Below are 23,998 nucleotides of genomic sequence, written 5' to 3'. Positions count from 1 at the left end.
CGCCCATGAGAGACACCCTCCGCATCGCGCTCGCGCAGCTGAACCCGCACCAGGGCGACGTGACGGCCAATGCCGCGCGCATCAGCGCCGCCCGCGCAAAGGCAGCCGCGATGGGCGCCGACCTCGTGGTGACGCCGGAGCTCTCGATCGCCGGCTACCCGCCCGAGGACCTGATCCTGAAGCCCGCCTTCCTCGATGCCTGCGACGCGCGGATTGCCGCGCTGGCGGCAGAGACGGGCGATGGGGGCCCCGGCCTCATCGTCGGCGGCCCGTGGCGGACGGAGGGCAAGCTCTACAACGCCGCCTTCCTGCTCGAGGGTGGGCGCATCGTGACGGCACGCGCCAAGCACGAGCTGCCGAACTACGGCGTGTTCGACGACAAGCGGCACTTCGTGCCCGGCCCGGCACCGGGCCCGGTGCAGTTCCGCGGCTTCCGCATCGGGCTGATGATCTGCGAGGATTGGTGGTTCCCCGCCGTCGCCGAGACGCTGGCCGAGAGCGGGGCGGAGATGCTGCTCTCGATCAACGGCAGCCCATACGAGGCGGGCAAGCACGACACGCGAGAGGCGCTGGCCGTCGCGCGGGTGGTGGAAACGGGGCTGCCGTTCGTGTTCCTGAACCAGGTGTGCGGGCAGGATGAGCTCGTGTTCGAGGGCGCGTCGTTCATCCTCAACGCCGATCGCGCGCCGGCCCTCCGCATGCCCTCCTTCTCCGAGGCCGTGACGATGACGGAATGGTGCCGCGAGGGCGGCCACCTCGTCTGTGTGCCGCAGAAGCTGCCGCCGGCCGAGGTGCGGGAGGAGAACATCTACCGCGCGATGATGCTGGGCCTGGCCGACTACGTGAACAAGAACCGCTTCCCGGGCGTCGTGCTCGGGCTGTCGGGTGGCATCGACTCAGCGCTCACCGCCGCCGTCGCCGTCGATGCGCTCGGGGCTGATCGGGTGCGCGCGGTCATGCTGCCCTCGCCCTACACGAGCCAGGAGAGCCTGGATGACGCGGCCGAGGCCGCCCGCATGCTCGGCATCCGGTACGACAGCGTGCCGATCTCGGGCGCGATGGAGGCGTTCCACCAGGCGCTCGCCCCCGTGTTCGGCAACCGCGCGCCCGACATCACGGAGGAGAACATCCAGTCGCGCTCGCGCGGGCTGATCCTGATGGCGATGTCGAACAAGTTCGGCGACATGCTGCTGACCACGGGCAACAAGTCGGAGATGTCGGTCGGCTACGCCACGCTCTACGGCGACATGTGCGGCGGGTTCTCGGTGCTGAAGGACGTGTACAAGACGACGGTGTTCGACCTGTCGCGCTGGCGGAACGCGCATCGCCCGCGCGACGGCCGTGGGCCCGATGGCATGGTGATGCCCGAGCGCACCATCACAAAGCCGCCCTCGGCCGAGCTCAAGCCCAACCAGACCGACCAGGACACGCTGCCCCCCTACGAGGTTCTCGATGCGATCCTGGAAGGGCTGGTCGAGGACGAGGAGGGGGTGGATGCGGTCGTCGCGCGCGGGTTCGATCGCGCAACGGTGCTGCGCGTGTGGCGGATGCTCGACCGCGCCGAGTACAAGCGCCGCCAGGCCCCGCCCGGCGTGAAGATCACCCGCCGCGCCTTCGGCCGCGACCGGCGCTATCCGCTGACCAACGGCTTCACGGGGCTTGTGACATGATTGGCGGAATCTTTGCCCCCGAAGGTGGCTGGGTCGTGCGAATCCGCGACCTCTCGGCCGATGACCCATCCTCCCCCGATGCGGTGGAGGATGTGGCGGGCTTCGAGACGCTGATGCACGCCAACGCCTTCGCCCGCCGCTACGTGCGCGACAGCCTCGAGCGCTGCCGCGTGCCGGGTGCGACGCCCGAGGACGTTGCCGGTGACTGGCACGCCTTCGGCGAGGATGCCGAGGTGCTGGATGCCGCCGAGGGCGGCTGGACCAGCGCCTCCGAGCTCGCGCTGTTCGCCGCCACCCCCGTTCCGCCAGGCGACGAGGCGCGCGACTGGCGCAGCCTCGACCCTCGCCGCGACGAGGATGACGAGGACGACGACGACGACGATGACCACGGGGATGATGACGGGGAGGATGATGTGCCATGACGCGCACGTGGCGCGTCTCGTGCGGCGACTTCTTCCACTTCATGGACACTGACGAGGAGTGGACGGTCGAAGGGTTCCAGACTGCGGAGGCTGCACGCGAGTATGCCCGCCGCTTCATCCGCTCGCACATTGAGCGTCTGCGCACGCCTGATCCGGTCGAGCACCATAGCCAGTACATGTCTTTCGGCGAGTACGCGTCAGCCGGGGGATTCGACAGCAGCGAATGGGTCGCGTGGTGCATCGCCAGTCCGGCGACCAGGCCAGAGCACACCGACTATCTGGCTCTCGATCCGACGCCGCGAAAGGCAGCGTCTTGACCCCGCGCGTCCGCTTCGCTCCCTCTCCGACCGGCTACCTGCACGTCGGCAACGCACGCGCGGCGGTCGCCAACGCGCTGTTTGCAGCACGTCACGGTGGAACGTTCCTGCTCCGCCTCGATGACACCGATACGGAACGCTGCCGCCCGGAATACGAGACGGCGATCGCCGAGGATCTCCGATGGCTCGGCATCGCCTGGGAGGGAGAGCCGCTGCACCAGCGCGACCGTCTCGACCGCTACGCCGAGGCGGCCGAACGCCTGAAGAAGGCCGGCCGCCTCTACCCCTGCTGGGAGACCGAGGACGAGCTCAAGTTCAAGCGCGAGCAGCGGCTCAAGCGCGGGCTCGCGCCGATCTATGATCGCGCCGCGCTCGCCCTCTCGCCGGAGCAGCGCGAGAAGGCGCTCGCCTCGGGCCGCCCACCGCATTGGCGCTTCCGCCTCTCCGAGGGCCAGGCGGTGTGGAACGACCTCGTCCTTGGCCATCGCGCGGTGAAGCTCGGCGCCGTCTCTGATCCCGTCCTCGTCCGCGCCGACGGAACGCCCCTCTACACCTTTGCCTCCGTCGTCGATGACCTCGAGATGGGCATCACCCACGTCATCCGCGGCGAGGATCATATCACCAACACGGGCGTGCAGCGCGACATCATCGCGGCCCTCGGCGCGAAACCCGATGCGATGGCGTTTGCGCACCTGCCGCTGCTGGTCGGCGCCGAGGGCGAGCCGCTGTCCAAGCGAATCGGCTCGCTCTCGCTCCGCGCGATGCGGGGCGATGGCATCGAGCCGGCCGCCCTCGTGGCCTACCTCGCCCGCCTCGGCTCCTCGGCCGACATCGCACCTGCGCCGTGGGACGAGCTGGTGGCCGGCTTCGACTTCCGCGCCTTCAGCCGGAGTGCGGCCAGGTTCGACCCTGCCCAGCTCCTCAGCCTCAACTGCAAGGTGCTGCACGCGCTGCCCTTCGAGGCCGTGCGCGAGCGCCTGCCCGAGGGGGCGACAGAGGCGTTCTGGCACGCCGTCCGCGGCAATCTCGACATGCTGTCGGAAGCCCGCCACTGGTGGGACGTGGTGTCGGGCAACATCATTCCCCCGCCGATCGACGAGGCAGGAGACCGCGCCTTCCTCGCCGACGCCGCCGCGGCGCTGCCCGCCGGCGCCTACGACACCACCACCTTCAGGTCCTGGACCGCAGCGCTCACCGAAGCCACCGGGCGGAAGGGCAGGGCGCTGTTCCACCCGCTTCGCCTCGCCCTGACCGGCGAGGAGAAGGGGCCGGAGCTGAAGGACCTGCTTCCCCTGATGGGGCGCGATCGGGCATATTCGCGCCTTGCGCTGGCCGCAGGAGGTGTGTCGTGACCATCCGGTGTCGTATCCGCCGCGTTTGACCTCGCCGCGCGCGTGACCCATACGGGCAGCCCTGATTTGGGCAGCCGTGGCCAACCGGACGGACCAATGACCGAGCTCACCCTCTACAATTCCGCCACCAGGCGGAAGGAACGCTTCCAGCCGATCGACCCTTCGCACGTGAAGCTCTACGTGTGCGGCCCGACCGTGTATGACCGCGCGCATCTCGGCAACGCACGCCCCGTCGTGGTGTTCGACGTTCTGGTGCGGCTGCTGCGCAGCCTCTACCCGCGTGTCACCTATGTCCGCAACATCACCGACGTGGAGGACAAGATCATCGCCGCCGCGCGTGAGCGTGGCGAGGCGATCGAGGCGGTGACGGAGCGGACGACGCGCTGGTTCCACGAGGACATGGCCGCCCTCGGCGCCCTGCCGCCCGATGTCGAGCCGCGCGCGACCGAGACGATCGCCGAGATGATCGCGCTGATCGAGCGGCTCATCGCCAACGGCCATGCCTATGCCGCCGACGGCCACGTGCTGTTCGACGTGCCGTCCTTCCCGCAATACGGCGCACTCTCAAACCGTTCCGTTGACGAGATGGAAGCGGGCGCGCGCGTCGAGGTTGCCCCCTACAAGAAGGCCGCCTCTGATTTCGTTCTGTGGAAGCCTTCGAGCGACGATCAGCCTGGCTGGGCGAGCCCGTGGGGCCGCGGCCGGCCCGGCTGGCACATCGAGTGCTCGGCCATGAGCTGGAAGCATATCGGCGCGGATTTCGACATCCACGGCGGTGGGCTCGACCTGCTGTTTCCCCACCATGAGAACGAGGTGGCGCAATCGGTCTGCGCCTTCCCCGGCTCGGGCTTCGCGCGGCTCTGGATGCACAACGGCATGCTGCTCGTGAACGGCGAGAAGATGTCGAAGTCGCTCGGCAACTTCCTCACGGTTGCCGACATCCTGGCCGAGGGGCCGTGGGCGGGAGAGGCGTTCCGCCTGCTGCTGCTGAAGACGCACTACCGCATGCCGCTCGACTATTCGCGCGAGCGGCTCGCGGAAGCGAAGGCCGAGCTTGACGATTTCTACACCCCGCTCTTCGCCGCCTCCGGCGAGGGCGAGCGGAACACGGCCGATGTCGACGAGCTGGTGGCGTGGGTGACGGCGCCGCTGGCCGATGACCTCAACACCCCGCTCGCGCTCTCGCGGCTGCATGATCTGCGCACGCTCGCCAACATCGATGCCGCAGGCGGGTCGGCCACCGCCGTCCTTGCGCGGATGGACCAGAAGCGCGACCTCGTGCCGGGAGAGGCCGTCACGGCGCTGCGCCGCGCGGCCGCGGTGCTTGGGCTGCTCGGCTCCGATCCGCGCGTGTGGCGCCAGGGCGCGGCTGGCGGCGAGGCGGTCGAGATCGAGGCCGCCATCGCCGCGCGGCTGGCCGCCCGCCGCGCGCGCGACTTCGCGGAAGCCGACCGTATCCGCAACGATCTTCTGGCGAAGGGCATCGTGCTCGAGGACACGAAGGACGGCACCACCTGGCGGCGCGCGTCGTGAGCAGCCCCATGACCGGACCGCGGATCCACATCTATGACTGCACGCTGCGCGATGGGCAGCAGATGCAGGGCATCGACTGGGGCGTCGCCGACAAGCAGGCGATCGCGCGTGCGCTCGATGCGTTCGGCGTCGACACCGTCGAGGGCGGCTGGCCAGGTGCGAACCCGATCGACGATGCCTTCTTCGCCAACCCGCCGCCGATGACGCGCGCCAAGCTCTCGGCCTTCGGCATGACGCGGCGGGCCGGCCGCAGCGCCTCGAACGACCCTGGGCTTGCCGCCATCTTCGGCGCGCGCACGCCCATCGTCACCCTCGTCGGCAAGACGTGGGACTATCATGCCGGGATCGCGCTCGGCGTCTCGCTCGAGGAGAACCTCGCGATGATCGCCGACAGCGTGGCGGAGGCCGCGCGTCGCGCCGAGGTCGCGATGTTCGACGCAGAACATTTCTTCGACGGTTACAAGCGCAACCGCGACTATGCGCTGCGTGCGATCACCACCGCGCACGAGGCGGGCGCGCACTGGATCGTGCTGTGCGACACCAATGGCGGCACGCTGCCGGACGAGGTTGAGGGGATCGTGGCCGAGGTTGCGCGCCACATCCCGGGCGAGCGCCTGGGATTCCACGGCCACAACGACACCGAGAACGGTGTGGCCAACACGCTCGCCGCTGTGCGCGCGGGCGTTCGCCAGGTGCAGGGCACGATCAACGGCATCGGCGAGCGCTGCGGCAACGCGAACCTCATCAGCATCATCCCGACCCTGATGCTCAAGATGGGCTACAGCACAGGCATCACCGAGGAGGGCCTGCGCGGCATCACCAAGCTGTCGCGCATGCTCGACGAGCGCCTCAACCGCGCGCCAGCGCGCGGGGCTGCCTATGTCGGCGAGAGTGCCTTCGCGCACAAGGGTGGCCTGCATGTCAGCGCGGTGGAGCGTGACCCGGCGACCTACGAGCACATCCCGCCCGAGTGCGTCGGCAACCGCCGCCACATCGTGGTGTCGGACCAGGCCGGGAGGTCGAACATCCTGTCGCGACTGCGTGATGTCGGCATCGACATCGACGGCGAGGACAAGCGCATCAAGCGCATCCTGGACGAGGTGAAGGCGCGCGAGTTCCAGGGCTATGCGTATGACGGGGCGGAAGCGTCGTTCGAGCTGCTTGCCCGCCGCGCGCTCGGCACCGTGCCGCAATATTTTCACCTCGAATCGTTCCGCACGCTGGTCGAGCGTCGCGGCGAGGGGGAGGAGCCGCTGTCGGAGGCCACCCTCAAGATCGTGGTGAAGGGCGAGCGTGTGTTGACGGTGGCCGAGGGCAACGGCCCGGTGAACGCGCTCGATGCCGCGCTCAGGAAGGCGCTGCTGCCGCATTACCCCGATGTCGCCGCGCTCAGGCTCGTCGACTACAAGGTGCGCATCCTGGCCCCTGACCAGGCGACGGCGGCGGTCACCCGCGTGATGATCGAGAGCGAGGACGCCGCGGGCACGCGCTGGGCCACCGTCGGCGTGTCGGGCAACGTCATCGAGGCCTCGTTCTTCGCGCTTGCCGATGCCGTGACATACCTGCTGATGCGCGAGGGTGCAGCCGGCGGCTGACCACTTGCCCCATCCCCTCCCGGGGGATAGGATGGACAACATGGACGGGTCCATTCGCCATGTCTCGCATGCCGATGCGGTCAAGCGCCTCCGCCGCGCGGAAGGGCATCTCCGTTCCGTGATTGTGATGATCGAGGAGGGGCGCCCCTGCCTCGACCTCGCGCAGCAGCTCGCGGCCGTGGAGAAGGCGATCACGGCCGCCAAGCGCGCGATGATCCAGAACCATATCGACCACTGCCTCGACCGTGCCGTGGCCGATGGTAGGGCGGAAGACGCGCTCGCGGAGTTCCGCGAGATCGCGAAGTACCTCTGAGCCGGCGATGGATTTCGCCGCCCTTCTTGCCCAGGGCCATGGCGCGGCGCTCGCCTACCTTCCCTTCGCGTTCCTGCTCGGCGCCCTGCATGCGCTCGAGCCTGGCCACGCCAAGACGATGATGGCGGGCTTCATCGTGGCGACGCAGGGAACGGCGCGCCAGGCGATGCTGCTTGGCCTCTCGGCCGCCGTGTCGCATTCGCTCGTTGTGTGGGTGCTCGCTCTCATCGGCCTCTGGATCGGCGACATGCTGATCGCCGAGCGTGCGCTGCCGTGGCTGCAGGCAGGCGGCGGTCTTGCCGTGCTCGCGATCGCCGCGTGGATGGCGCTTCGCCTGCGCGGCGGCGATCACCACGGCCATGACCATGGCCACCACCATGACCATCACCACCATCACGACCATCATGACCACCATCATGACCATCACCACCATCATGGCCATGACCACCATCACCACGCCCCGGTCGTTTCCGGCGCGCCGGTGACGATCCGCCAGATCATCGCCGTCGGCTTCTCGGGCGGGCTCGTGCCATGCCCGGCAGCGGTGCCGGTGCTCATCCTGTCGCTCCAGGCCGGCGCCGCGGCGATCGGGATCGCGACGGTCGCTGCCTTCAGCCTCGGCCTCGCCGCGGTGCTCGTCGGCGTCGGTCTTGCCGCCGCGCTCGGCCTCTCGCGGCTCGACGGCGCGGGCCGCTTCGCCCATGTCCTGCCCGCGATCTCGATCGCCGTCATCGCCCTCGCGGGCCTCTACGCCCTGGCCAAGGGCATCACCTCGCTCACTGCATGACACAGCACCGGAAGAGAGCCGCATGATCCGCACGACACTGCTCGCCGCCGCCTTCGCGACCGCCGCCTTTACGCTCTTCATGGGGGCGGGATCGGCTCACCATGGCGCCCACCACGACACGACGCTGGCCCAGGCACAGCACCACCATGGCCACGGCGCGCCGCGGGCAGCGGCCGAGCCTGCCTCGACACGCGCGTTTCGCGAGGCGAACGAGAAGATGCATCGCGAGATGGAGATCCGCTACTCCGGCAACGCCGACCGCGACTTCATCGCCGGAATGATCCCGCACCACCAGGGGGCGATCGACATGGCGCGCATCGTTCTCCAGCACGGCCGTGATCCGGAGACGCGCAAGCTCGCCGAGGAGATCATCAAGGCCCAGGAAGCCGAAATCGCCCAGATGCGCGCGATGCTGCGCCGCCTCGGCGGATGATCCTCCGCTCCGCGGCACTCGCGCTGTGCCTGCTCGCGCCGGCTGAGGGGCGCGCGCATTCCGAGCTCCGCACCTCGGCGCCGGCTCAGGGCGCGCGCCTCGCCGCGGCGCCGACCGAGATCGTGCTGCGCTTCAACGAGCTGGTGCAGCTCACCGCGCTGACGCTGATCGACGCCGAGGGACGGCAGACGCGCGTGGCCCTGCCGCGCGACACCACGCCGCGCGCCGTCGAGCGCCTGGCCGCCCCGCCTCTCTCGCCGGGTGCGTGGCGGTTCGAATGGCGCGCCATCTCCGCCGATGGCCACCCCGTGCGCGGCACGGTCCGTTTCGCCATCGAGGGCGTGCGATGATCATTGAGGCGCTGACCCCCGATGCCTCGGCCTGGGATGGCGCGACGGTGCTGCTCCGCGCCGCCTACTACGCCGCGAGCCTGGGTGCTGCTGGCACGGCGCTCGTGCATGCCGGCTTCTCCGCGCGGCTCGGCGAGGCGGATGCGGCAGCACTTCGCCGCCTCGCCACGCGCGCGGCGGTCCTGGCGATCCTGCTCTCCCTCGCGGCACTCGTCGTGCGCGCGGGCGTGCTCGGCGGCGGGGGCGACCTGTTCGAGGCGCGCACCTGGCAGGCGATGATGGGGTCGCGGATCGGCGATGCGTTCTGGATCCGCCTCGCCGGCCTCGCGCTGATCGCCTCTCTCGCGAGCGGCATGGCGATCGCCCCGCACCTTGCCGTCGCGGGGGCCTTCGCCGTCGCTGCGTCCTACGCGGCGATGGGGCATTCGATGCTCTACCGCCCGCGGCAGGAGATCGCCGCCCTCGTCGTCATCCACCTTGCGTGCGTGTCGTTCTGGGTCGGATCGCTGCTGCCGCTGGCGCGGCTGGCGCGGAGCAGGGATTCCGAGGCGCCAGCGATCATCGCCGACTGGTCGCGCATCGCCCGCCCGGTCGTTGCCGTCCTGGTCGCGAGCGGCGGGCTGCTGGCGGCACTCATGGTCCGCCGGCTCGATCTCGTCTACGCCACCGCCTATGGCTGGGCGTTGACGGCCAAGCTCATCCTGGTCGCCACCATGCTCGGGCTCGCGCTGCGGCATGCGTTCGTCCTGGTGCCCGCGGCGGCGCGGCGCGAGGCTGGCGCGGGCGAGAGGCTCGCGCGCTCGATCCGGCTCGAGGCGGCCGTCGCACTGCTGGTGTTCTGGGCAGCGGCCGAGATGGTCTCGATCCACCCGCTGGACGCTGGCCACCGCGTCACGGCCTGAGGTTGCCCAGGGGGCCAAGCCGCCCTAAACCCACGCCATGACGGGACGTGACGGTGGTGCGGAGATCGGGCCGGTGGGCGAGAATACGCCGGTGGTGGTGCTCGTGCGCCCGCAGCTTGCCGAGAACATCGGTGCGGCGGCGCGCGCCATGGCCAATGGCGGGCTGTTCCATCTCCGCATCGTCGCGCCCCGCGATGGCTGGCCGCAGGAGAAGGCCTGGCGCATGGCCTCGGGCGCCGATCGCATTCTCGACGCGGCGACGATCCATGCCACGCTTGCCGAGGCGGTGGCCGACCTCCAGCGCGTGTTCGCCACCTGCCCGCGCCCCCGCCACGTGATCGTCGAGACGATGACGGCGCGCGGCGCGGCCTCGGCGCTGCGCGACGCATCCTCGCGCGGGCTTCGCACCGGCATCCTGTTCGGGCCGGAGCGTGCCGGGCTGCTCGCCGATGACCTCGCGCATGCCGACACGCTCGTCCAGGTGCCGCTGAACCCGGACTTCAACTCGATGAACCTCGGCCAGGCGGTGATGGTGCTGGCCTATGAGTGGTGGAGTGCCGGTGACGCGACGCCGGCTGCGCGGCTGGTGACCAACGAGACCGGGATCGCGACGAAGGACCAGCTCGAGAACTTCTTCCGCCACCTGGTTGCCGAGCTCGATGCCTGCGGCTTCCTGCGCAACGCCCCGAAGCGGCCTGGCATGATCCGCAACATCCGCGCGCTGTTCCAGCGCGGCGAGGTGACGGCGCAGGAACTCCGAACGCTGCACGGCATCGTCACCGAGCTCGCGCGCGGGCGGATGGTGCGCGGCCGTGTCGAGCCTGACATGGTTGGGCCAGACATGATTGGGCCAGACATGATTGGGCCAGACATCGCTGACGACGCAAAGGACCCCGATGCGCACCCATCCTGACGGCACCGTCATTCCACCGCTGCCCGATCTCCGCTTCGTCGCGATCGACGATGCACGGCTCGCCCTCACGGGGCCGCGCGCGTCGTTCATGGAAGCGGGGGAGGCGGGGCCCGTCGTGCTCTGCCTGCACGGCATCGGGGCGTCGAGCGTGTGTTTCCGCTTCATGTTCGCGGGGCTTGCGCGGCATGCGCGCATCATCGCGCCGAACGCGCCGGGTTACTTCCTCTCCGATCCGTTCCGCGCCGACGCACCGCGCGCGGAAGCCTATGCAGATGCCGCTGCCGCCTTCCTCGATGCGCGCGGCATCGCGGGGCCGGTGCATGTCGTTGGCTCCAGCTTCGGGGCGATGACGGGGGCGTTGCTCGCCGCGCGCCACCCGGGCCGCGTCGCACGGCTCGTGCTGATCGGCGCCTCGCGCGGCCAGCGCTGGCGCGGCCCGCAGGAACGCGCCGACATGCTGGCCCGCCGTGCCGCCAGCGTTGTTGATGGTGGGCTCGTGCTGGCGGCCACGCGCTGGCAGGCGCTCGTCGCGCCCGGCACCGGTGCGGTCGTGCAGGACCTCGTGCAGACGATGCTGGCAGCAACCAATGCAACGGCGCTGATGCAGGCCGCGCACGCGACCGACGGCGTCGACATCGTCGCCGACGCAGCGGCGGCGATCGCCGCGCCGACGCTGGTGCTGACGGGGGCGGAGGACGCGGTGAACCCGCCCGCGATCGGCGATGCCATTGCTGCTGCCATCGGGCCGCATGCGCGGGTGGAGAACCCCGCCGGGATCGGGCATCTGCCCGAACTCGAAGCGCCCGCCCTCGCGCTTGCCCTCATTGCCTCGCACCTCGGGATCTGAAGGACCGACCATGCCGACGCGCCGCCTCCTGCTCGCCTCGCCCTTCGTGCTGGCTGCTTCCCGTGCGCGGGCACAGGCTTGGCCCGAGCGCGGGGTGCGCATCGTCGTGCCGTTCCCGCCGGGCGGCGGGCTCGATGCGCTCGCCCGCGCGCTGGCCGCCGAGCTGGCACCTGCCTGGGGCCAGGCCGTGGTGGTCGACAACCGCCCCGGCGGTTCCACCGTTCCGGGAACCGACATCGTCGCGAAGGCAGCACCGGATGGCCACACGCTGCTACTGACGGCCGACAACTCCATCACCGCCAACCCGCACGTGATCCGCGGCCTGCCGCATGACCCGATGCGCGACCTCGCACCCGTGTCGCACCTCGTCGACGTGCACCAGATGGTGCTGGTGCATCCTGCCGTTCCTGCCGCCGACATGGCGGGCCTCGTCGCCGCGGCACGGGCGCGGCCTGGCGTGCTCAACTTCGGCAGCTATGGCACGGCCAGCCAGCCGCATTTGCTGTTCGGCGCGCTGATGGCGGCGACGGGGATCGAGCTCGTGCAGGTGCCCTATCGCGGCCTCACGCCCGCGGTGCTCGCGACCATCGCGGGCGAGGTGCAGATGACGCTCGCGGGCGTCGCGTCCTCGCGCGAGCATATCGCTGCCGGAACGTTGCGCGCGCTCGCCGTCGGCAGGCCCTCGCGGCTGCCGCAGCTTCCCGCCGTGCCGACGCTGGCCGAGGCCGGCTTCCCGCAGATCGACCCGCGCACCTGGTTCGGCGTGTTCGCGCCCGCCGGCACGCCGGAGGCGCTGCGCGAGAAGATCGCTGCCGACATCCGGACCGCGATGGCAACACCGGCCGTGGCGGACCGGCATCTCACGCCGAACGGCTACACGGTGCATGCCGGAACGCCGGCCGCCTTCGCCGCATTCATCGCGGCCGATCTCGCCTACAAGGCAGAGCTGATCCGCACCGCGGGCATCACGGCCGGTTGAACGGGACTGGCCGGGCGGGTCGTGCCGTCCTAGGCTTGCCGCAAGGCTTCACGGGGGTTCCATCATGTCCATCCGCCGCTCGCTCTTTGCCGCAGCCGTGCTTGGTGCCGCTGGCGTCACGCCGGCCATCGTTCCGGCTGTGGCGCAGGCACCGTTCCGCCTCGGCCACGTTCTGGCCGAGAGCCATTCCTGGCACGTGAACGCCGCCGGCTTCGCGCAGGAGGTCGAGGCACGCACGCAGGGGCGGGTGAAGATCCAGATCTTCCCCGGCGGCCAGCTCGGCGCCGAGACGCGGGTGATCGAGGGGCTGCAGCTCGGCTCCGTGCAGATGGGCCTGATCGGTGCGGGATCGTTCCAGACGCTCGAGCCCAGGATGGGCATCGTCGAGCTGCCCTACACCTGGCCCTCGCGCCTGCATGCCTACCGCGCCTATGACGGCGAACTTGGCGCGGCGCTCGCGAAGCTGATGGAGGCGAAGAACATCGTCATCCTCGGCTGGTGGGAAACCGGCCTCCGCCACGTGACGACGCGTGATCGCGTGGTGCGCGCGCCGGCCGACCTGCGCGGCCTCAAGATCCGCGTCACCCCTGACCGCATGCGCCTCGAGACGTTCAAGGCCATGGGGGCGGAGCCCGCGCCGCTGGCCTTCGGCGAGCTCTACTCCGCCCTCCAGCAGGGCGTGTTCGACGCGCAGGAGAACCCGCTCTCGATCATCTGGTCGGCCTCGTTCTTCGAGGTGCAGAAGCAGCTTTCGCTGACCGGCCACGTCTATGGCCCTGCAGCGCTTGCGATCTCGCGCGCGAGCTTCCAGCGCCTCTCGGCCGACGATCAGGCCGTGCTGCGCTCGGCTGCGTCGACCTGGGGCGGCCGGCAGCGCCTCGACAGCATCAAGGCTGACGAAGCCGCAATCGAGCAGCTCAAGGCAAAGGGCATGACCGTGACGGAGGTCGACCAGGCCCCATTCGTCGCCGCCGTGAAGCCGGTGTGGGACGAGTTCGGCCGGATCTACGGGCCTGAGCTGATGGCGCTGCTCGAGCGCTACCGCAACTGATTGGCGTGATGACACGGCTTGCGGCAGCGCTCGGCGCTGCCGCGATTGCGCTGGCGGCACTTCTCACCGCTGCCTTTGCCGCAGCCGTGATGTTCACCGTCGCCTCGCGCTACGGCTTTGGGCGGACGCCGATCTGGGCCGAGGAGCTGCCGCGGCTGCTGCTCGTGTGGGCCGCGTTTCTGGCCGCCGGTGGGGCAGAGGCGAAGGGCGGCCACCTCTCCGCCGGGCTGATGCCGCTGATCGTGGGCGAGGGGCGTGCCGCGCGCATCGGCGCCGCTCTCGGCGACGTGGCGGTCATCGCCTTCGCCGTGCTGTCGGTGTCCGCGACGATCCAGTTCGTCGCGATCGCGGGCAGCGGCACGACCACGGCGCTCGCACTTCCGGTGGCGGCGTTCTATTGGGCGGCGGCAGCGGGGCTTGGCCTCATTGCGCTCGGTGCTGCCGCACGCCTTCTCTCGCGGCTCTGATGGGCGGCGGCGCCCTCGGTACGCTGTTCGGCGTGTTTGCGGCAGCACTCCTGATCGACGTTCCTGTTGCCTCCGCCCTCGGGCTTGCCGCGATGGCAGCGATCCTCGCGCATGACATCGCGCCGCTGCCGGTGGTCGCACAGCAGATGGTCGCAGGGCTCGACAGCTTCCCGCTGCTGGCCATCCCGCTGTTCGTGCTCGCCGGCGGGCTGATGGGCGCTGCCGGCCTGACGGGGCGGATCGTCGCACTCGCGCTGTCGCTGGTCGGCCAGCGGCGTGGTGCGCTTGCGGCCGTCGCGGTCGTTGCGTGCATGTTGTTCGGCGCGCTTTCGGGCTCGGGCGTTGCCGATACGGTGGCGATCGGTTCTCTCGTCCTGCCGGCGATGAAGCGCGCGGGCTATCCGCCCGGATTTTCGGCCGGCCTGCTCGGCTGCGCTGGCTCGCTCGGCACGGTCATTCCGCCTTCGATCGTCATGATCGTCTATGGGGTCGCGACCGGGACCTCGATCGGCCAGCTCTTCACGGCGGGCCTGGTGCCCGGCGTTCTCGCGGGCGGAGCGCTGATGGCTGTCTCGGTGTGGCGGGCGCGCCGCGAGGGCTGGGGCGGGGCGGGGGAGGCAGAAGGGCTGGTGGCGGAGGAGGGGGCCTGGGTCGGGCTGCTCGCGCTTGGCGCGCCGCTGATCATCGTCGGCGGCATCCGCGGCGGCATCTTCACCGCGACCGAGGCGGGCGCAGTTGCCTGCCTCTACGCCCTCGTCGTCGGGCTCGTGGCGACGCGCGCGCTCACCCTCGCGTCGCTCTGGGGCGAGCTGCGCCGCGCGGCGGAGACCTCTGGCGTGATCCTCTACGTGATCGCCACCGCCTCGCTGTTTGGTTGGGTGCTCGGCGCGATGGGCGCGCCGCAGACGGTGACGGCCTGGCTGCTCGGGCTGACGCGCGATCCGACGGTGGTGATCCTGCTGGCGATGGCGCTGCTGCTTGTCCTCGGAACGTTCATGGAGACGATCGCGGTCATCCTGCTGCTCGCACCCATGCTGTCGACCGCCCTGCCGCGCTACGGCATCGACCCGGTGCATTTCGGGCTTCTGCTCACGCTGAACCTGGCGATCGGGGCGAACACGCCGCCGCTCGGCATCGACCTGATGGCGGCGTGCCGGGTGGCCGGCATCCCGATGCGCGAGAGCTTCCGGCACCTTCCGGCGCTGTTGGGTGCGATGGCGTGCGTGCTGTTGGCCCTCGCACTCGCACCTGACCTCGTGCTGTGGCTGCCGCGACGGCTCGGCTGATCAGCCCAGCTGCTTCGCGAGTTTCCGCGCCAGCAGGTAGCCGATGCCGCCGCCGAGCGGGGCGCCCGGCAGGATCAGCAGCCACCCGATATGGGCGCCCTGGACGACGAGGCCCATGCCGATGCCGAGCATCAAGCCGCCCGTGAGGCTGCCGATGACGCCCGCGGTGAGGCCGAGGATAAGGATGTCGCTGCGCGTGACCATGGGACCGGATTAGGGGCGCATCCATCGGTTTGACAAGGCATGGTCGCCTGACTATACCCCGCCGCACTCCCGGGAACGTGGACGGGCCCAACCGTGGCCCGCGCCCGTCCTTTCGCGCTTCCGAAAGGGCCTACCAGGACAGAAGACGCTGCAAAGGGCAGCGTCGCCAAGAACCGACGAAAGGGGTCGCGCATGACCAAGCGCGCCGAAAGCAAGTACAAGATCAATCGCCGCCTCGGGCTGAATCTCTGGGGCCGCCCGAAATCGCCGATCAACAAGCGCGACTACGGCCCCGGCCAGCACGGCCAGCGCCGCAAGAAGCCGACCGATTTCGGCACGCAGCTGATGGCGAAGCAGCGGCTCAAGGGCTACTACGCCAACATCGGCGAGCGTCAGTTCCGCCGCTATTACGAGGAGGCCGTGCGCCGCAAGGGCGACACCTCCGAGAACCTGATCGAGCTGCTCGAGCGCCGGCTGGATACGGTGGTGTATCGCCTCAAGTTCGCGATCACGCCCTTCGCAGCACGCCAGATCGTGAACCATGGGCACATCCAGGTGAACGGCAAGCGCGTCAACATCTCGAGCTATCTCGTGAAGGATGGCGACGTGGTCGAGATCAAGGAGAAGTCGAAGCAGCTCGCCGCCGTGCTCGACGCCGCGCAGTCGTCCGAGCGTGACGTGCCGGAGTATCTCGAGGTCGATCACCGCGCGATGAAGGGCCGTTATCTCCGCGCGCCGAAGCTCGCCGACGTTCCCTATCCCGTGCAGATGGAACCGAACCAGGTGGTCGAGTTCTACTCGCGCTGATCCGGGCTTCCTGGAGACAAGTGCACGCGCCGGGCAGGGTCACCTGCCCGGCGCGTCTGCGTTCGGGGCATTGTCATTCGGGTGAGGCGTGCTCTCACGCCGGCTTCATCCGCGCTTCCAGGTGCCTGGCCGTGAGGCTGACCGGATAGCAGAGCGCGAAATAGAACAGGGCGACGAACCCGTAGACGAGAAACGGTTGCAGCGTGATGTTCGAGATCATCGACCCGGCCTTGGTCAGCTCGATGAAGCCGATGACGGAGGCGAGCGCGGTTCCCTTGATCACCTGAACGAGGAAGCCGACCGTGGGCGGGATCGCGATCCTGAACGCCTGCGGCAGGATGATGAAGCGGAGTTGCTGCAAGAAGCTCAGGGCAAGGCTTTGGGCACCCTCCCACTGGCCGCGCGGCACCGAGTCGACACAGCCTCGCCAGATCTCGGCAAGGAACGCGCTGCTGTAGAGCGTGAGCGCGAGGATCGCTGCCTGCCAGGCGGAGGTCTCGATGCCGAGCAGCGGAAGCCCGAAATAGGCGAGGAAGAGCTGCATCAGCAGCGGCGTCCCCTGGAACACATGCACGAAGCCGGCAAAGAGAATGGCGGGGAGCCCGGCTCGCGCGGTCCGCACGACCAGCAGGACCAGGCCCAGGCTCGCGCCGCCGGCGAAGGCGATGAGCGAGAGAAGCACCGTCCATCGCGCGGCGAGCAGGAGGTTCCGCACGATGTCCCAGAGCGTGAACTCGATCATGCGGCACCGCCGAAGATGAAGCGCGGCCCGATCCAGTTGAGCGCCTGCCGCAGCAGGATGGCGAGGACGAGGTAGACGAGGGTGACGATGAAGTAGGCCTCGAAGGAGCGGAAATTCCTGCTCTGGATCAGGTTCGCCGCGAAGCTCAGCTCCTCGACCGAGATCTGCCCGCAGACCGCCGAGCCGAGCATGACGATGACGATCTGGCTGACAAGCGCCGGCCAGACCTTCCGCAGCCCGGGCGGAAGGATGATGTGGCGGAATGTCTGTGCGCGGCTAAGGGCAAGGCTCATTGCCGCCTCAATCTGGCCGCGCGGCGTCGCTTCTATGCCGGCGCGCACGATCTCGGTCGCGTATGCGCCGAGATTGATCACCATCGCGAGCATCGCGGCGGTCTCCGCGGAGAGGCGCACCCCAGCCGCGGGAAGACCGAAGAAGATGAAGAACAGCTGGACGATGAACGGGGTATTCCGGATCAGTTCGACATAGGCGCCGACGGCGAGCCTGAAAGGGCGCGGTCCTTCCGCGCGCACCCACCCGCCCGCGATGCCGATGACCAGGCCGAAGACGGCGGCAACGATCGTCAGCCCGATCGTCCACGCGACCCCGAGCAGGAGCATCCGCCAGTCGACGAGCACCGCACCGAAGTCGAAGGCCGGGGCCATGGCGGCTAGGGGACCATCCGCGTGTGCCGAACCGCGTGGTGAGCCGAACGCGGATGAGATCGTGGGCCACGGTCAGCCATGTGCGTGGGCATGCCCATGGCCGCGGCGGGCCTCACGCCGGCGCGCGGCAACGGCCCTAGAGGGGGAGCTCGCCGGCGGGACGGCCGAGCCAGCGTTGCGCGAGCCTGTCGATCGTGCCGTTTGCCTTCGCTTCCGCAATGATCTCGTTCACCCTGTCGCGGAGCGCGGTCTCGCCCTTCGGCAGCCCGATGAAGTTCGGGCTCTCGCGCAGGAGGAACTTGTACTCCGCGCCGAGGGCCGGATTGCGCTGCATGACCGTTGCCGCGACGGACACGCCAGTTGCGAGAAGGTCGGTCTGGCGCGAGACGAAGGCGGTGACGGTGGCGCTGTTGTCCTCGAAGCGGCGGATCGTCGCCGTCGTCGGCGCGACCTCGGTGAGCGAGGTGTCGTCCATCGAGCCGCGTGTGACGGCGATCGTGCGGCCCGCCAGGTCCTCCGGCCCCCTGACGGAAATGCTGGCCGGCCCGAACACGCCGATGAAGAACGGCGAGTAGGCGGCGGTGAAGTCGATGACCGCGGCACGCTCCGGGTTCCGCCCCAGCGTCGAGATGACGAGGTCGACGCGCCCGGTCTGGAGATAGGGGATACGGTTCGTCGTGGTGACCGGAACCAACGTGACCCGCGCGCCGAGCTTCTCCCCGATCAGGTTGGCCATGTCGATGTCGAGGCCGCGCGGCTGAAGGTCCGGGCCAACGAAGCCGTAGGGAGGAAAATCGGTCGGGATCGCGACACGGAGGACGCGGTTGGACCGGATGGTCGCAAGACGGTCCTGCGCCCTGGCGCCTTACGTGGCAAGCAGCATGCCCACGGAGGAGAGAACAAGGGTTCTGCGCGTCGCGACCTTCATCGATGGCCTTCCTGCTCGGATGATGACTGGCGTGGAGGGAGCAAGCGACGTGCCAGCGAATTTGCCGCGCGCGACGGCGGGTGAGGGAGGGGGGTGCCGATCCGCGCGCCATGCCGTGCCCCGGATCAAGGCAGCGGCGTACGCCAGGGCGGTGCGACAATGCGCGGCAAACGGATCTTCATTCCGTCCTGCCGGGCAATCCTCTAGTCTAGACCGGCATGCTGGCGCAGCACCACCAACGGAGTTGACGGACCGCCATGGCACTGACGCGCGTCAATGGCCAGAAATACGACCAGGGGCAGTACTTCCAGGAAGGCGTCTGCTTCCGCCTGTCCTTCAAGTGGGCCGCCGTCTCGATGTTCGGCGGCGATTTCAATTACGCGATGGACAAGGGCGGCCTCAGTATCGCCAGCACCAAGAAGAAGTTCGGCGAGTATATCGACTTCTCCGAGAAGCACCTCGCCGACGCGACCAAGAACTGGTCCGACAGCAAGGTGTTCGGTGACTGGGTGGCCGGTGACGTGCTGCAGGCCATGGCCTACATCAACAAATGGGGCGTGAAGGTCACCGACAGCACGCACGCCTATGGCGGCGTCACGCTCGACAAGATCGTCGATGGCACGGCGAGCGACTACATGAAGGCCGCGAACGCCGCCGGCATCACCGTCGTCTACGGCTACTACGGCTACGACAAGGGCGTCCCCGCCGGCCATGCCACCGCCTACAGCAACGGCAGGTATTTCGACCCGAACTACGGCACCTACACCTCGAGCGAGACGACGGCCGCCGGCATCGGCCGCGACATCGATGCCTTCATTGCCGACAAGGAGCGCACCTGGACGCAGAAGCGCTTCATCATCTACCTGCTTGGCGCCGCTAACCCGACGGTGAAGAAGCGCGCCTGAGCCCGGCCCTCACGCGGCGAGGGCAGCGGGCTTCGGCAGGGTCGCGAGCACCGCCTCGACGGAGGCGACGTTCTCCGGGTCGAGAGCGAAGGTCAGCGTGACATAGCCACCCTCGACGCGCGTCACGCGCGCGCGCGCCTCCCGGCCGAGGCCCGGGAACCGGACGGTCACGGGATGGCCCGAGGGAACCGAGGCGCCGCAGGAAAGCTTCACGCCGCCCACCGAGATGTCGATGACGGTGGCCGACTGTGCCGCCATGCCCTCGGCCACCAGCGTGCAGGCGAGCCCGTTGCCCGGAACGCGCTCGAACACCCGCCGCTCGCCGCTGATCGTCTTCAGCGTGCCGAGGAAATGATCCACCTCCGTCCGCAGCGCGACCGCCTGCTCGCCGACCCGTTCTGACGCTGTGGTCGAGGAGGCGGAGGCCGCATCGGCCCGCTCGGTGGCAACCGAGACCTCGCGCATCTCCGACAGCACGTGCACCGTGCCGGCAACGACGCTCTGCACCGAGCCTGCGATCTCGCGCGTGGCCTCGCCCTGCTGCGTGACGGCGACGTCGATCGTGGCAGTGATGCCGTCCATTTGCTGGATCGTTCCCGAAACCAGCTTCACCGCTTCCACCGCGCCTTCGGTCGCGCTCGTGATGGCGGAGATCTGCGCGGCGATCTCCTCGGTCGCCTTCGCCGTCTGCGCGGCGAGCGCCTTCACCTCGCCGGCCACGACCGCGAAGCCCTTGCCCGCCTCGCCAGCCCGCGCCGCCTCGATCGTCGCGTTCAGCGCGAGGAGGTTGGTCTGGCTCGCGATGCTCTCGATGAGCCGGACGATCTCGCCGATGCGGCCGGCCGCGGTGCCGAGGTCGCGCACGCGCTCATCCGCCACGCCGGCCGAGGCGACGGCATCGCGCATCACCGCGGCTGCCTCGCTGATGCGGCGGCTGATCTCGTCGATCGAGGCGCTGAGCTCCTCCGTCGCTGCGGCGATCCGCGAGAGGTTGGCCTGGCTTTCCTCCGCCTGTCCCGTCGTGGCGTTGGCGCGGCGATTTGTCTCGCGCGATGCCTCTGCCGCGGTGGCCGACGCCTCGCGCATCATCCGTCCAGCATCGGCGAAGCTGCCGAGGACGCCGGAGATGGTCTGGGTGAAGTCCTCCGTATGCCGGTCGATCGCGACCTGCTTGCGATCCTTCGCGGCCAGCTCCGCCGCCGCCTGGACCTGGTGCGCCTGCTTCTCGGCCGTCATGCCCCTGAACGTCTCGAGTGCTGCGGCCATGTCTCCGATCTCGTCTTTCCGGTTGCGGCCGGCAATCTCCACGTCGACCCTGCCATTCGCGATTGCCAGCATGGTGCCGGCGAGGCTCGTGAGCACCGCGGCCATGCGGCGCGAGGCAATCGCGGCGACCGGCAGCGTGACGAGCAGCACGAGCAGAGCGGCGGCGCCGATCCTGAAGAGGGCGGCATTCGTTGCCGTCAACGCACGCTCGGCCGGGGCTGCGATGGTGATCGAGGCGCGTTCGCGGCCATCAAGCTCGCGGATCGGCACGGCCGCGACCATGTGCCGGCCAACCGCGCCGATCGAGACTGGCTCCGCCGTTCCTGCTGCCCCGGCGAGCAGCGGGCCAAGCGCGGCGAGGTCGACCGTGGCAGGCGTGCTGGCGGCGACGATCCGCCCCTCGACGACGAGGAACACCTGGCCGCCGGTGCTGAGCGAGAGCTGCCTCGCGGTGTCGACCGTCAGCCGCCCCGCAACCTTCAGCGTGCCAACCACCTCGTTGCCGCGACGGAGGGGAACGGCAGCGCCGATCGCGATCTCGCCCGAGCCAGGGGACAGGATCGTGCCGAGCACAGGGCGGCCGGTGAGGGCGCCAGCGACGTCCGGCACGGTGGCCTTGCTGTCGCCGGTGCGGGGGCCGTGCGAGCGCACGAGGATCGTGCCGGCCTTGTCGGTGATTTCGAGCACATGCAGCGCGGGATCTACTGCGCGCAACGCCTCGTAGGCCGGGGCCAGGATGGTTCGGAGTGCTTCGGTGTCGCGCGCTTCGGTCGCTGCGATGATGTCCTGCCGCGTCGCCAGCGGGGAGGCCGCGGCATGCATCCGGCTCGCGATGCCCGTCAACTCGACCTCGGCAAGCCGCCGTGCGCTGGCGAGGTCGTCGGCCAGCCGCTCGTCCGCAGTGGTCGAGATCGTCCACGCGGCGGCGACGGCCGCGAGCGCCGCGGCGGCGAGCGCCGGGACGAGGGCGGTCGCGAGCAGTTTGCGGCTGAGCCCGAGGCGCATGGGAAACTCCGTTGGCTAGTTGCTGCCGACGGAACTTGGGCGGAAATGATGAAGCTTCACGAAATACCCAACGCGGACGCTGCGTTTTTCGTCATCGATCTGTCACTTTCCACCCTGGAAGAGCCGACGTTAGCGTCGGCACACGAGGGTGCGCCCGTGGGCGCGGGGGAGGGGCGATGCCGCTCGAGAAGCTCGGTGGACTCAACTATTCGCAGGACCGTTACGCCAAGAAGAAGGGCGGCGAGGGCGGCGTCTGCTTCCGGCTGGCCTTCAAGTGGGCTGCCGTGAACCTCGTGGGCGGGGAGTTCAGGTACGCCCTCGACAGCCACGGCCTGAACGTGTCGAAAACGATCAAGAAATTCAACGCCTATGCCACGCGCGGCGGCACGATACCGGCCGACCAGAAGATCCCGTGGAACACGCCGAAGCTCGAGCAGTTCCTCGCCGAAGGCGTCTGGGAAGGCCTCACCTACATCAACCGCTGGGGCGTGACGTTCAAGGACAGGAAGGGCAAGAAGTTCGGCGGCGTCAGCGTCGAGAGCGTAGAGTGCATGACGGCGGGCGCCTTCCTCGCCCAGGTGAACAACCCGAAGCTCACCTTCATCTATACCTATTCTGGCCCCGCGAAGGACGGCGTCGGCACGGGGCACGCGACGGCCTATTCGGGACACCGCTATTTCGACCCGAACCACGGCGTCTATTCGAGCCCTGCGCCGACGGCCGCCGGCATCGGGGCGGACATCGACGCCTTCCTCGCGGCCAAGGAGACCGACTGGAATCCGCAGCGCTTCTGGGTCTTCGTGCTTCGCGAGAAGGACTGACCCGAAGCCTCAGCCCATTGAGCGGCCGGGCTTGGAAACGAGCGCGCGCGGCAGCAGCGGCAACTCGCCTGTGCGGCACGGCTCGGTGCCAGGAATCTCGACAGTGGAGCCGACGCCCGTCCTCCGCATCGGCGCAAGTGCCGTGAAAACCTGGGTCACCGGCTTCGCCGCTCAGGCCGTCTGCATCAACGGAGGCCTGGCGAGGGATAGCCGGATTTTCGCACCGGACTTCAACAACCCGACCTACCCGCCGCTCACCGTGACGGCCGTCCCCAGCATTGATCCTCCGCCGCCGCCCCCTCCCACGGCAGTGCCCGCACCCGCGGGGCTGGGGCTGTTCGTGCTGGGGCTCGCGGCCCTCGGCCTGCTGCGCCGGTCGCCACGGGTGGGCTGACGCGCCCAAGGACGGCGCCCGTTCAGCCCCCGTAGCGCCCAAGCTGCGGCACCAGCGCGCGGGGCAGCAGCGGCAGCGCATGCGCGGCGGCAAGCACGGCGGCGCGCTTGACGCTTGGCGCGGCAAGCAGCGAGGCGCGCATCCAGCGCCGCCCCTCGGCAGCCCTGCCGTGGCGGACGAGCTCGCGGCCCACGATCCAGGCATTCTCGGCCTCGGTGCGCCGGCGGATCGCGGCAAGGCGTTCCGCGCCGAAGCGGGCGAGCAGGGCGGGGTTGGCGAAGATCGCGTCCATGGCCGGGGTGAAGCTCGCAGGGTCGGTCGCCATGCGGAGATAGGCGCCGGAGGAGCGCTGCCGGACATAGAGGAGGGGGGCGTCACCCGGAACGGCGGCGAACCGTCCGGCAACGGCGAGGCGTAGCCAGTACTCCCAGTCCTCGCCGAAGCGCACGCCCTGGAGGAACCCGCCCGCCGCCCGCGCAGCCTCGGCGCGGATCAGCATGTGCCCGCCATTGTGGAACAGGTTCGTCACGAGCAGCCGCTCGACGATGTCGCCCTCGGGGAAGGGGCCCGCCTTCGTCCAGAGCGGGGCCGCACCCGGGTGCGCCTCCTCCGCCACGAAGGCGTAGGCGCCGTAGGCAGCGACGCTGCCCTCGCCCAGCGCGGCGAGCAGGCGGGCGAGCGCGTCGGGGGCAAGCCAGTCATCGGCATCGAGGAAGCACAGCGCGTCGCCGCGTGCCTCTGCCATCCCACGGTTGCGGGCGGCGGAGACGCCCGCGTTGGCCTGCGCGACCAGGCGCACGCGCGGATCGCCGAAGGCGGTGACGACCTCGCCCGTTCCATCGCGCGAGCCGTCATCGACCACGATCGCTTCCCAGGCCGGCATGGTCTGCGCCGCGAGGGAGGCGAGCGTGTCGCCGATGTAGGACACGACGTTGTAGGCTGGGATGACGACGCTGACGGCCATCCGCGAATCAGCCCGGGAATCAGCCCGAGAATCAGCCCGAGAATCAGCAGGGGCGCCGGATCGCTCCGACGCCCCCTCAC

Annotated in this window: 27 protein-coding genes; 21 read left to right on the top strand and 6 right to left on the bottom strand. The window is 69.6% G+C overall.

Annotated elements, in window-relative coordinates:
* The first annotated feature begins 5 nt into the window (after positions 1 to 5).
* The 17 genes from Q0C38_RS07635 to Q0C38_RS07555 all read left to right on the top strand — a co-directional run bounded on the left by Q0C38_RS07635 (position 6) and on the right by Q0C38_RS07555 (position 15,217).
* Positions 6 to 1,670, top strand: a complete 1,665-nt coding sequence (locus Q0C38_RS07635; RefSeq protein WP_291296478.1) for an NAD+ synthase — start codon at positions 6 to 8, stop codon at positions 1,668 to 1,670.
* Positions 1,667 to 2,092, top strand: a complete 426-nt coding sequence (locus Q0C38_RS07630; RefSeq protein WP_291296477.1) for a hypothetical protein — start codon at positions 1,667 to 1,669, stop codon at positions 2,090 to 2,092. Before Q0C38_RS07635 ends, Q0C38_RS07630 begins: the two co-directional genes overlap by 4 nt.
* Positions 2,089 to 2,409 carry a hypothetical protein gene (locus tag Q0C38_RS07625; RefSeq protein ID WP_291296476.1) on the top strand — a complete coding sequence of 107 codons (321 nt, stop codon included), beginning with the start codon at positions 2,089 to 2,091 and terminating at the stop codon, positions 2,407 to 2,409. The genes Q0C38_RS07630 and Q0C38_RS07625 overlap by 4 nt, the downstream gene beginning before the upstream one ends.
* A complete protein-coding gene (gene gltX / locus Q0C38_RS07620) occupies positions 2,406 to 3,761 on the top strand; it encodes a glutamate--tRNA ligase (protein WP_291296475.1) in 1,356 nt (451 codons plus the stop codon). The genes Q0C38_RS07625 and gltX overlap by 4 nt, the downstream gene beginning before the upstream one ends.
* Before the next feature lie 96 nt (positions 3,762 to 3,857).
* Positions 3,858 to 5,294, top strand: coding sequence for a cysteine--tRNA ligase (gene cysS, locus Q0C38_RS07615; protein WP_291296474.1), 1,437 nt, complete (start codon positions 3,858 to 3,860; stop codon positions 5,292 to 5,294).
* Positions 5,295 to 5,302: 8 nt separating this feature from the next.
* On the top strand, positions 5,303 to 6,889 hold the full coding sequence (cimA, locus tag Q0C38_RS07610; RefSeq protein ID WP_291296473.1) for a citramalate synthase: 1,587 nt from the start codon (positions 5,303 to 5,305) through the stop codon (positions 6,887 to 6,889).
* A 31-nt stretch (positions 6,890 to 6,920) separates the two neighbouring features.
* Entirely contained in the window at positions 6,921 to 7,202 is a 282-nt protein-coding gene (locus Q0C38_RS07605; RefSeq protein ID WP_408870016.1) for a metal-sensing transcriptional repressor, read from the top strand.
* A 7-nt stretch (positions 7,203 to 7,209) separates the two neighbouring features.
* Positions 7,210 to 7,989, top strand: a complete 780-nt coding sequence (locus Q0C38_RS07600) for a nickel/cobalt efflux transporter (RefSeq protein WP_291296471.1) — start codon at positions 7,210 to 7,212, stop codon at positions 7,987 to 7,989.
* A gap of 22 nt (positions 7,990 to 8,011) precedes the next feature.
* Complete coding sequence (locus tag Q0C38_RS07595; protein ID WP_291296470.1) at positions 8,012 to 8,422, top strand: DUF305 domain-containing protein; 411 nt, start codon at positions 8,012 to 8,014, stop codon at positions 8,420 to 8,422.
* Positions 8,419 to 8,772, top strand: coding sequence for a copper resistance CopC family protein (locus Q0C38_RS07590; protein WP_291296469.1), 354 nt, complete (start codon positions 8,419 to 8,421; stop codon positions 8,770 to 8,772). Before Q0C38_RS07595 ends, Q0C38_RS07590 begins: the two co-directional genes overlap by 4 nt.
* Positions 8,769 to 9,674 carry a copper resistance D family protein gene (locus Q0C38_RS07585; protein ID WP_291296468.1) on the top strand — a complete coding sequence of 302 codons (906 nt, stop codon included), beginning with the start codon at positions 8,769 to 8,771 and terminating at the stop codon, positions 9,672 to 9,674. The genes Q0C38_RS07590 and Q0C38_RS07585 overlap by 4 nt, the downstream gene beginning before the upstream one ends.
* A 37-nt stretch (positions 9,675 to 9,711) precedes the next feature.
* Positions 9,712 to 10,587, top strand: a complete 876-nt coding sequence (locus tag Q0C38_RS07580; protein WP_291296467.1) for an RNA methyltransferase — start codon at positions 9,712 to 9,714, stop codon at positions 10,585 to 10,587.
* Positions 10,571 to 11,434 (top strand): alpha/beta fold hydrolase, encoded by an 864-nt coding sequence (locus Q0C38_RS07575; RefSeq protein ID WP_291296466.1) that lies wholly within the window; start codon positions 10,571 to 10,573, stop codon positions 11,432 to 11,434. Before Q0C38_RS07580 ends, Q0C38_RS07575 begins: the two co-directional genes overlap by 17 nt.
* 10 nt (positions 11,435 to 11,444) lie before the next feature.
* Positions 11,445 to 12,413: a tripartite tricarboxylate transporter substrate binding protein gene (locus Q0C38_RS07570; RefSeq protein ID WP_291296465.1), complete on the top strand. Its 969-nt coding sequence runs from the start codon at positions 11,445 to 11,447 to the stop codon at positions 12,411 to 12,413.
* 64 nt (positions 12,414 to 12,477) lie between these two features.
* A complete protein-coding gene (locus tag Q0C38_RS07565) occupies positions 12,478 to 13,464 on the top strand; it encodes a DctP family TRAP transporter solute-binding subunit (protein WP_291296464.1) in 987 nt (328 codons plus the stop codon).
* Between the two features lie 8 nt (positions 13,465 to 13,472).
* Positions 13,473 to 13,931, top strand: coding sequence for a TRAP transporter small permease subunit (locus tag Q0C38_RS07560; protein ID WP_291296463.1), 459 nt, complete (start codon positions 13,473 to 13,475; stop codon positions 13,929 to 13,931).
* Positions 13,931 to 15,217 (top strand): TRAP transporter large permease, encoded by a 1,287-nt coding sequence (locus Q0C38_RS07555; RefSeq protein ID WP_291296462.1) that lies wholly within the window; start codon positions 13,931 to 13,933, stop codon positions 15,215 to 15,217. The genes Q0C38_RS07560 and Q0C38_RS07555 overlap by 1 nt, the downstream gene beginning before the upstream one ends.
* Here Q0C38_RS07555 and Q0C38_RS07550 read toward each other — a convergent pair whose 3' ends face one another.
* On the bottom strand, positions 15,218 to 15,421 hold the full coding sequence (locus Q0C38_RS07550; RefSeq protein ID WP_291296461.1) for a hypothetical protein: 204 nt from the start codon (positions 15,419 to 15,421) through the stop codon (positions 15,218 to 15,220).
* A gap of 192 nt (positions 15,422 to 15,613) precedes the next feature.
* On the opposite strand from Q0C38_RS07550, the gene rpsD reads away from it, so the two are divergent.
* Complete coding sequence (gene rpsD, locus Q0C38_RS07545; protein WP_291296460.1) at positions 15,614 to 16,228, top strand: 30S ribosomal protein S4; 615 nt, start codon at positions 15,614 to 15,616, stop codon at positions 16,226 to 16,228.
* A 94-nt stretch (positions 16,229 to 16,322) separates the two neighbouring features.
* Here the strand turns inward: rpsD and Q0C38_RS07540 are convergent, their stop codons facing one another.
* The 3 genes from Q0C38_RS07540 to Q0C38_RS07530 all read right to left on the bottom strand — a co-directional run bounded on the left by Q0C38_RS07540 (position 16,323) and on the right by Q0C38_RS07530 (position 18,440).
* Positions 16,323 to 16,970, bottom strand: coding sequence for an amino acid ABC transporter permease (locus Q0C38_RS07540; RefSeq protein WP_291296459.1), 648 nt, complete (start codon positions 16,968 to 16,970; stop codon positions 16,323 to 16,325).
* Positions 16,967 to 17,635: an amino acid ABC transporter permease gene (locus tag Q0C38_RS07535; RefSeq protein WP_291296458.1), complete on the bottom strand. Its 669-nt coding sequence runs from the start codon at positions 17,633 to 17,635 to the stop codon at positions 16,967 to 16,969. Before Q0C38_RS07535 ends, Q0C38_RS07540 begins: the two co-directional genes overlap by 4 nt.
* A 136-nt stretch (positions 17,636 to 17,771) precedes the next feature.
* The gene (locus Q0C38_RS07530; protein WP_291296595.1) at positions 17,772 to 18,440 is read right to left on the bottom strand and encodes a transporter substrate-binding domain-containing protein; all 669 of its coding nucleotides are present in this window, start codon (positions 18,438 to 18,440) and stop codon (positions 17,772 to 17,774) included.
* Between the two features lie 380 nt (positions 18,441 to 18,820).
* On the opposite strand from Q0C38_RS07530, the gene Q0C38_RS07525 reads away from it, so the two are divergent.
* On the top strand, positions 18,821 to 19,468 hold the full coding sequence (locus Q0C38_RS07525) for a hypothetical protein (RefSeq protein WP_291296457.1): 648 nt from the start codon (positions 18,821 to 18,823) through the stop codon (positions 19,466 to 19,468).
* Positions 19,469 to 19,477: 9 nt separating this feature from the next.
* On the opposite strand, the gene Q0C38_RS07520 is transcribed toward Q0C38_RS07525, so the two are convergent.
* On the bottom strand, positions 19,478 to 21,739 hold the full coding sequence (locus Q0C38_RS07520) for a methyl-accepting chemotaxis protein (RefSeq protein ID WP_291296456.1): 2,262 nt from the start codon (positions 21,737 to 21,739) through the stop codon (positions 19,478 to 19,480).
* A gap of 176 nt (positions 21,740 to 21,915) precedes the next feature.
* Between Q0C38_RS07520 and Q0C38_RS07515 the strand changes: the two genes are divergently transcribed.
* Both Q0C38_RS07515 and Q0C38_RS07510 read left to right on the top strand, forming a co-directional pair.
* The gene (locus Q0C38_RS07515) at positions 21,916 to 22,560 is read left to right on the top strand and encodes a hypothetical protein (protein WP_291296455.1); all 645 of its coding nucleotides are present in this window, start codon (positions 21,916 to 21,918) and stop codon (positions 22,558 to 22,560) included.
* A 103-nt stretch (positions 22,561 to 22,663) separates the two neighbouring features.
* Complete coding sequence (locus Q0C38_RS07510) at positions 22,664 to 22,954, top strand: hypothetical protein (protein WP_291296454.1); 291 nt, start codon at positions 22,664 to 22,666, stop codon at positions 22,952 to 22,954.
* Between the two features lie 22 nt (positions 22,955 to 22,976).
* Here Q0C38_RS07510 and Q0C38_RS07505 read toward each other — a convergent pair whose 3' ends face one another.
* On the bottom strand, positions 22,977 to 23,918 hold the full coding sequence (locus Q0C38_RS07505; protein ID WP_291296453.1) for a glycosyltransferase family 2 protein: 942 nt from the start codon (positions 23,916 to 23,918) through the stop codon (positions 22,977 to 22,979).
* Positions 23,919 to 23,998 lie beyond the last annotated feature (80 nt).

Origin of the sequence: Elioraea sp. (assembly GCF_022842375.1) — a bacterium.
In the GTDB taxonomy this organism is placed as follows: domain Bacteria; phylum Pseudomonadota; class Alphaproteobacteria; order Acetobacterales; family Acetobacteraceae; genus Elioraea_A.
Note: the sequence above shows the minus strand (reverse complement) of the source record. Positions and strands in the feature narration are given on the sequence as shown.

Coding starts and splice junctions, on each gene's coding strand:
- Q0C38_RS07540 (WP_291296459.1), bottom strand. CDS start 16,970: ATGATCGAGTTCACGCTCTGGGACATCGTGCGGAACCTCCTGCTCGCC.
- Q0C38_RS07625 (WP_291296476.1), top strand. CDS start 2,089: ATGACGCGCACGTGGCGCGTCTCGTGCGGCGACTTCTTCCACTTCATG.
- Q0C38_RS07535 (WP_291296458.1), bottom strand. CDS start 17,635: ATGGCCCCGGCCTTCGACTTCGGTGCGGTGCTCGTCGACTGGCGGATG.
- Q0C38_RS07595 (WP_291296470.1), top strand. CDS start 8,012: ATGATCCGCACGACACTGCTCGCCGCCGCCTTCGCGACCGCCGCCTTT.
- Q0C38_RS07520 (WP_291296456.1), bottom strand. CDS start 21,739: ATGCGCCTCGGGCTCAGCCGCAAACTGCTCGCGACCGCCCTCGTCCCG.
- Q0C38_RS07550 (WP_291296461.1), bottom strand. CDS start 15,421: ATGGTCACGCGCAGCGACATCCTTATCCTCGGCCTCACCGCGGGCGTC.
- Q0C38_RS07585 (WP_291296468.1), top strand. CDS start 8,769: ATGATCATTGAGGCGCTGACCCCCGATGCCTCGGCCTGGGATGGCGCG.
- Q0C38_RS07525 (WP_291296457.1), top strand. CDS start 18,821: ATGGCACTGACGCGCGTCAATGGCCAGAAATACGACCAGGGGCAGTAC.
- Q0C38_RS07600 (WP_291296471.1), top strand. CDS start 7,210: ATGGATTTCGCCGCCCTTCTTGCCCAGGGCCATGGCGCGGCGCTCGCC.
- Q0C38_RS07505 (WP_291296453.1), bottom strand. CDS start 23,918: ATGGCCGTCAGCGTCGTCATCCCAGCCTACAACGTCGTGTCCTACATC.
- Q0C38_RS07575 (WP_291296466.1), top strand. CDS start 10,571: ATGCGCACCCATCCTGACGGCACCGTCATTCCACCGCTGCCCGATCTC.
- Q0C38_RS07560 (WP_291296463.1), top strand. CDS start 13,473: ATGACACGGCTTGCGGCAGCGCTCGGCGCTGCCGCGATTGCGCTGGCG.
- Q0C38_RS07515 (WP_291296455.1), top strand. CDS start 21,916: ATGCCGCTCGAGAAGCTCGGTGGACTCAACTATTCGCAGGACCGTTAC.
- rpsD (WP_291296460.1), top strand. CDS start 15,614: ATGACCAAGCGCGCCGAAAGCAAGTACAAGATCAATCGCCGCCTCGGG.
- Q0C38_RS07570 (WP_291296465.1), top strand. CDS start 11,445: ATGCCGACGCGCCGCCTCCTGCTCGCCTCGCCCTTCGTGCTGGCTGCT.
- Q0C38_RS07630 (WP_291296477.1), top strand. CDS start 1,667: ATGATTGGCGGAATCTTTGCCCCCGAAGGTGGCTGGGTCGTGCGAATC.
- cysS (WP_291296474.1), top strand. CDS start 3,858: ATGACCGAGCTCACCCTCTACAATTCCGCCACCAGGCGGAAGGAACGC.
- Q0C38_RS07565 (WP_291296464.1), top strand. CDS start 12,478: ATGTCCATCCGCCGCTCGCTCTTTGCCGCAGCCGTGCTTGGTGCCGCT.
- Q0C38_RS07580 (WP_291296467.1), top strand. CDS start 9,712: ATGACGGGACGTGACGGTGGTGCGGAGATCGGGCCGGTGGGCGAGAAT.
- Q0C38_RS07605 (WP_408870016.1), top strand. CDS start 6,921: ATGGACAACATGGACGGGTCCATTCGCCATGTCTCGCATGCCGATGCG.
- Q0C38_RS07555 (WP_291296462.1), top strand. CDS start 13,931: ATGGGCGGCGGCGCCCTCGGTACGCTGTTCGGCGTGTTTGCGGCAGCA.
- Q0C38_RS07590 (WP_291296469.1), top strand. CDS start 8,419: ATGATCCTCCGCTCCGCGGCACTCGCGCTGTGCCTGCTCGCGCCGGCT.
- cimA (WP_291296473.1), top strand. CDS start 5,303: ATGACCGGACCGCGGATCCACATCTATGACTGCACGCTGCGCGATGGG.
- Q0C38_RS07635 (WP_291296478.1), top strand. CDS start 6: ATGAGAGACACCCTCCGCATCGCGCTCGCGCAGCTGAACCCGCACCAG.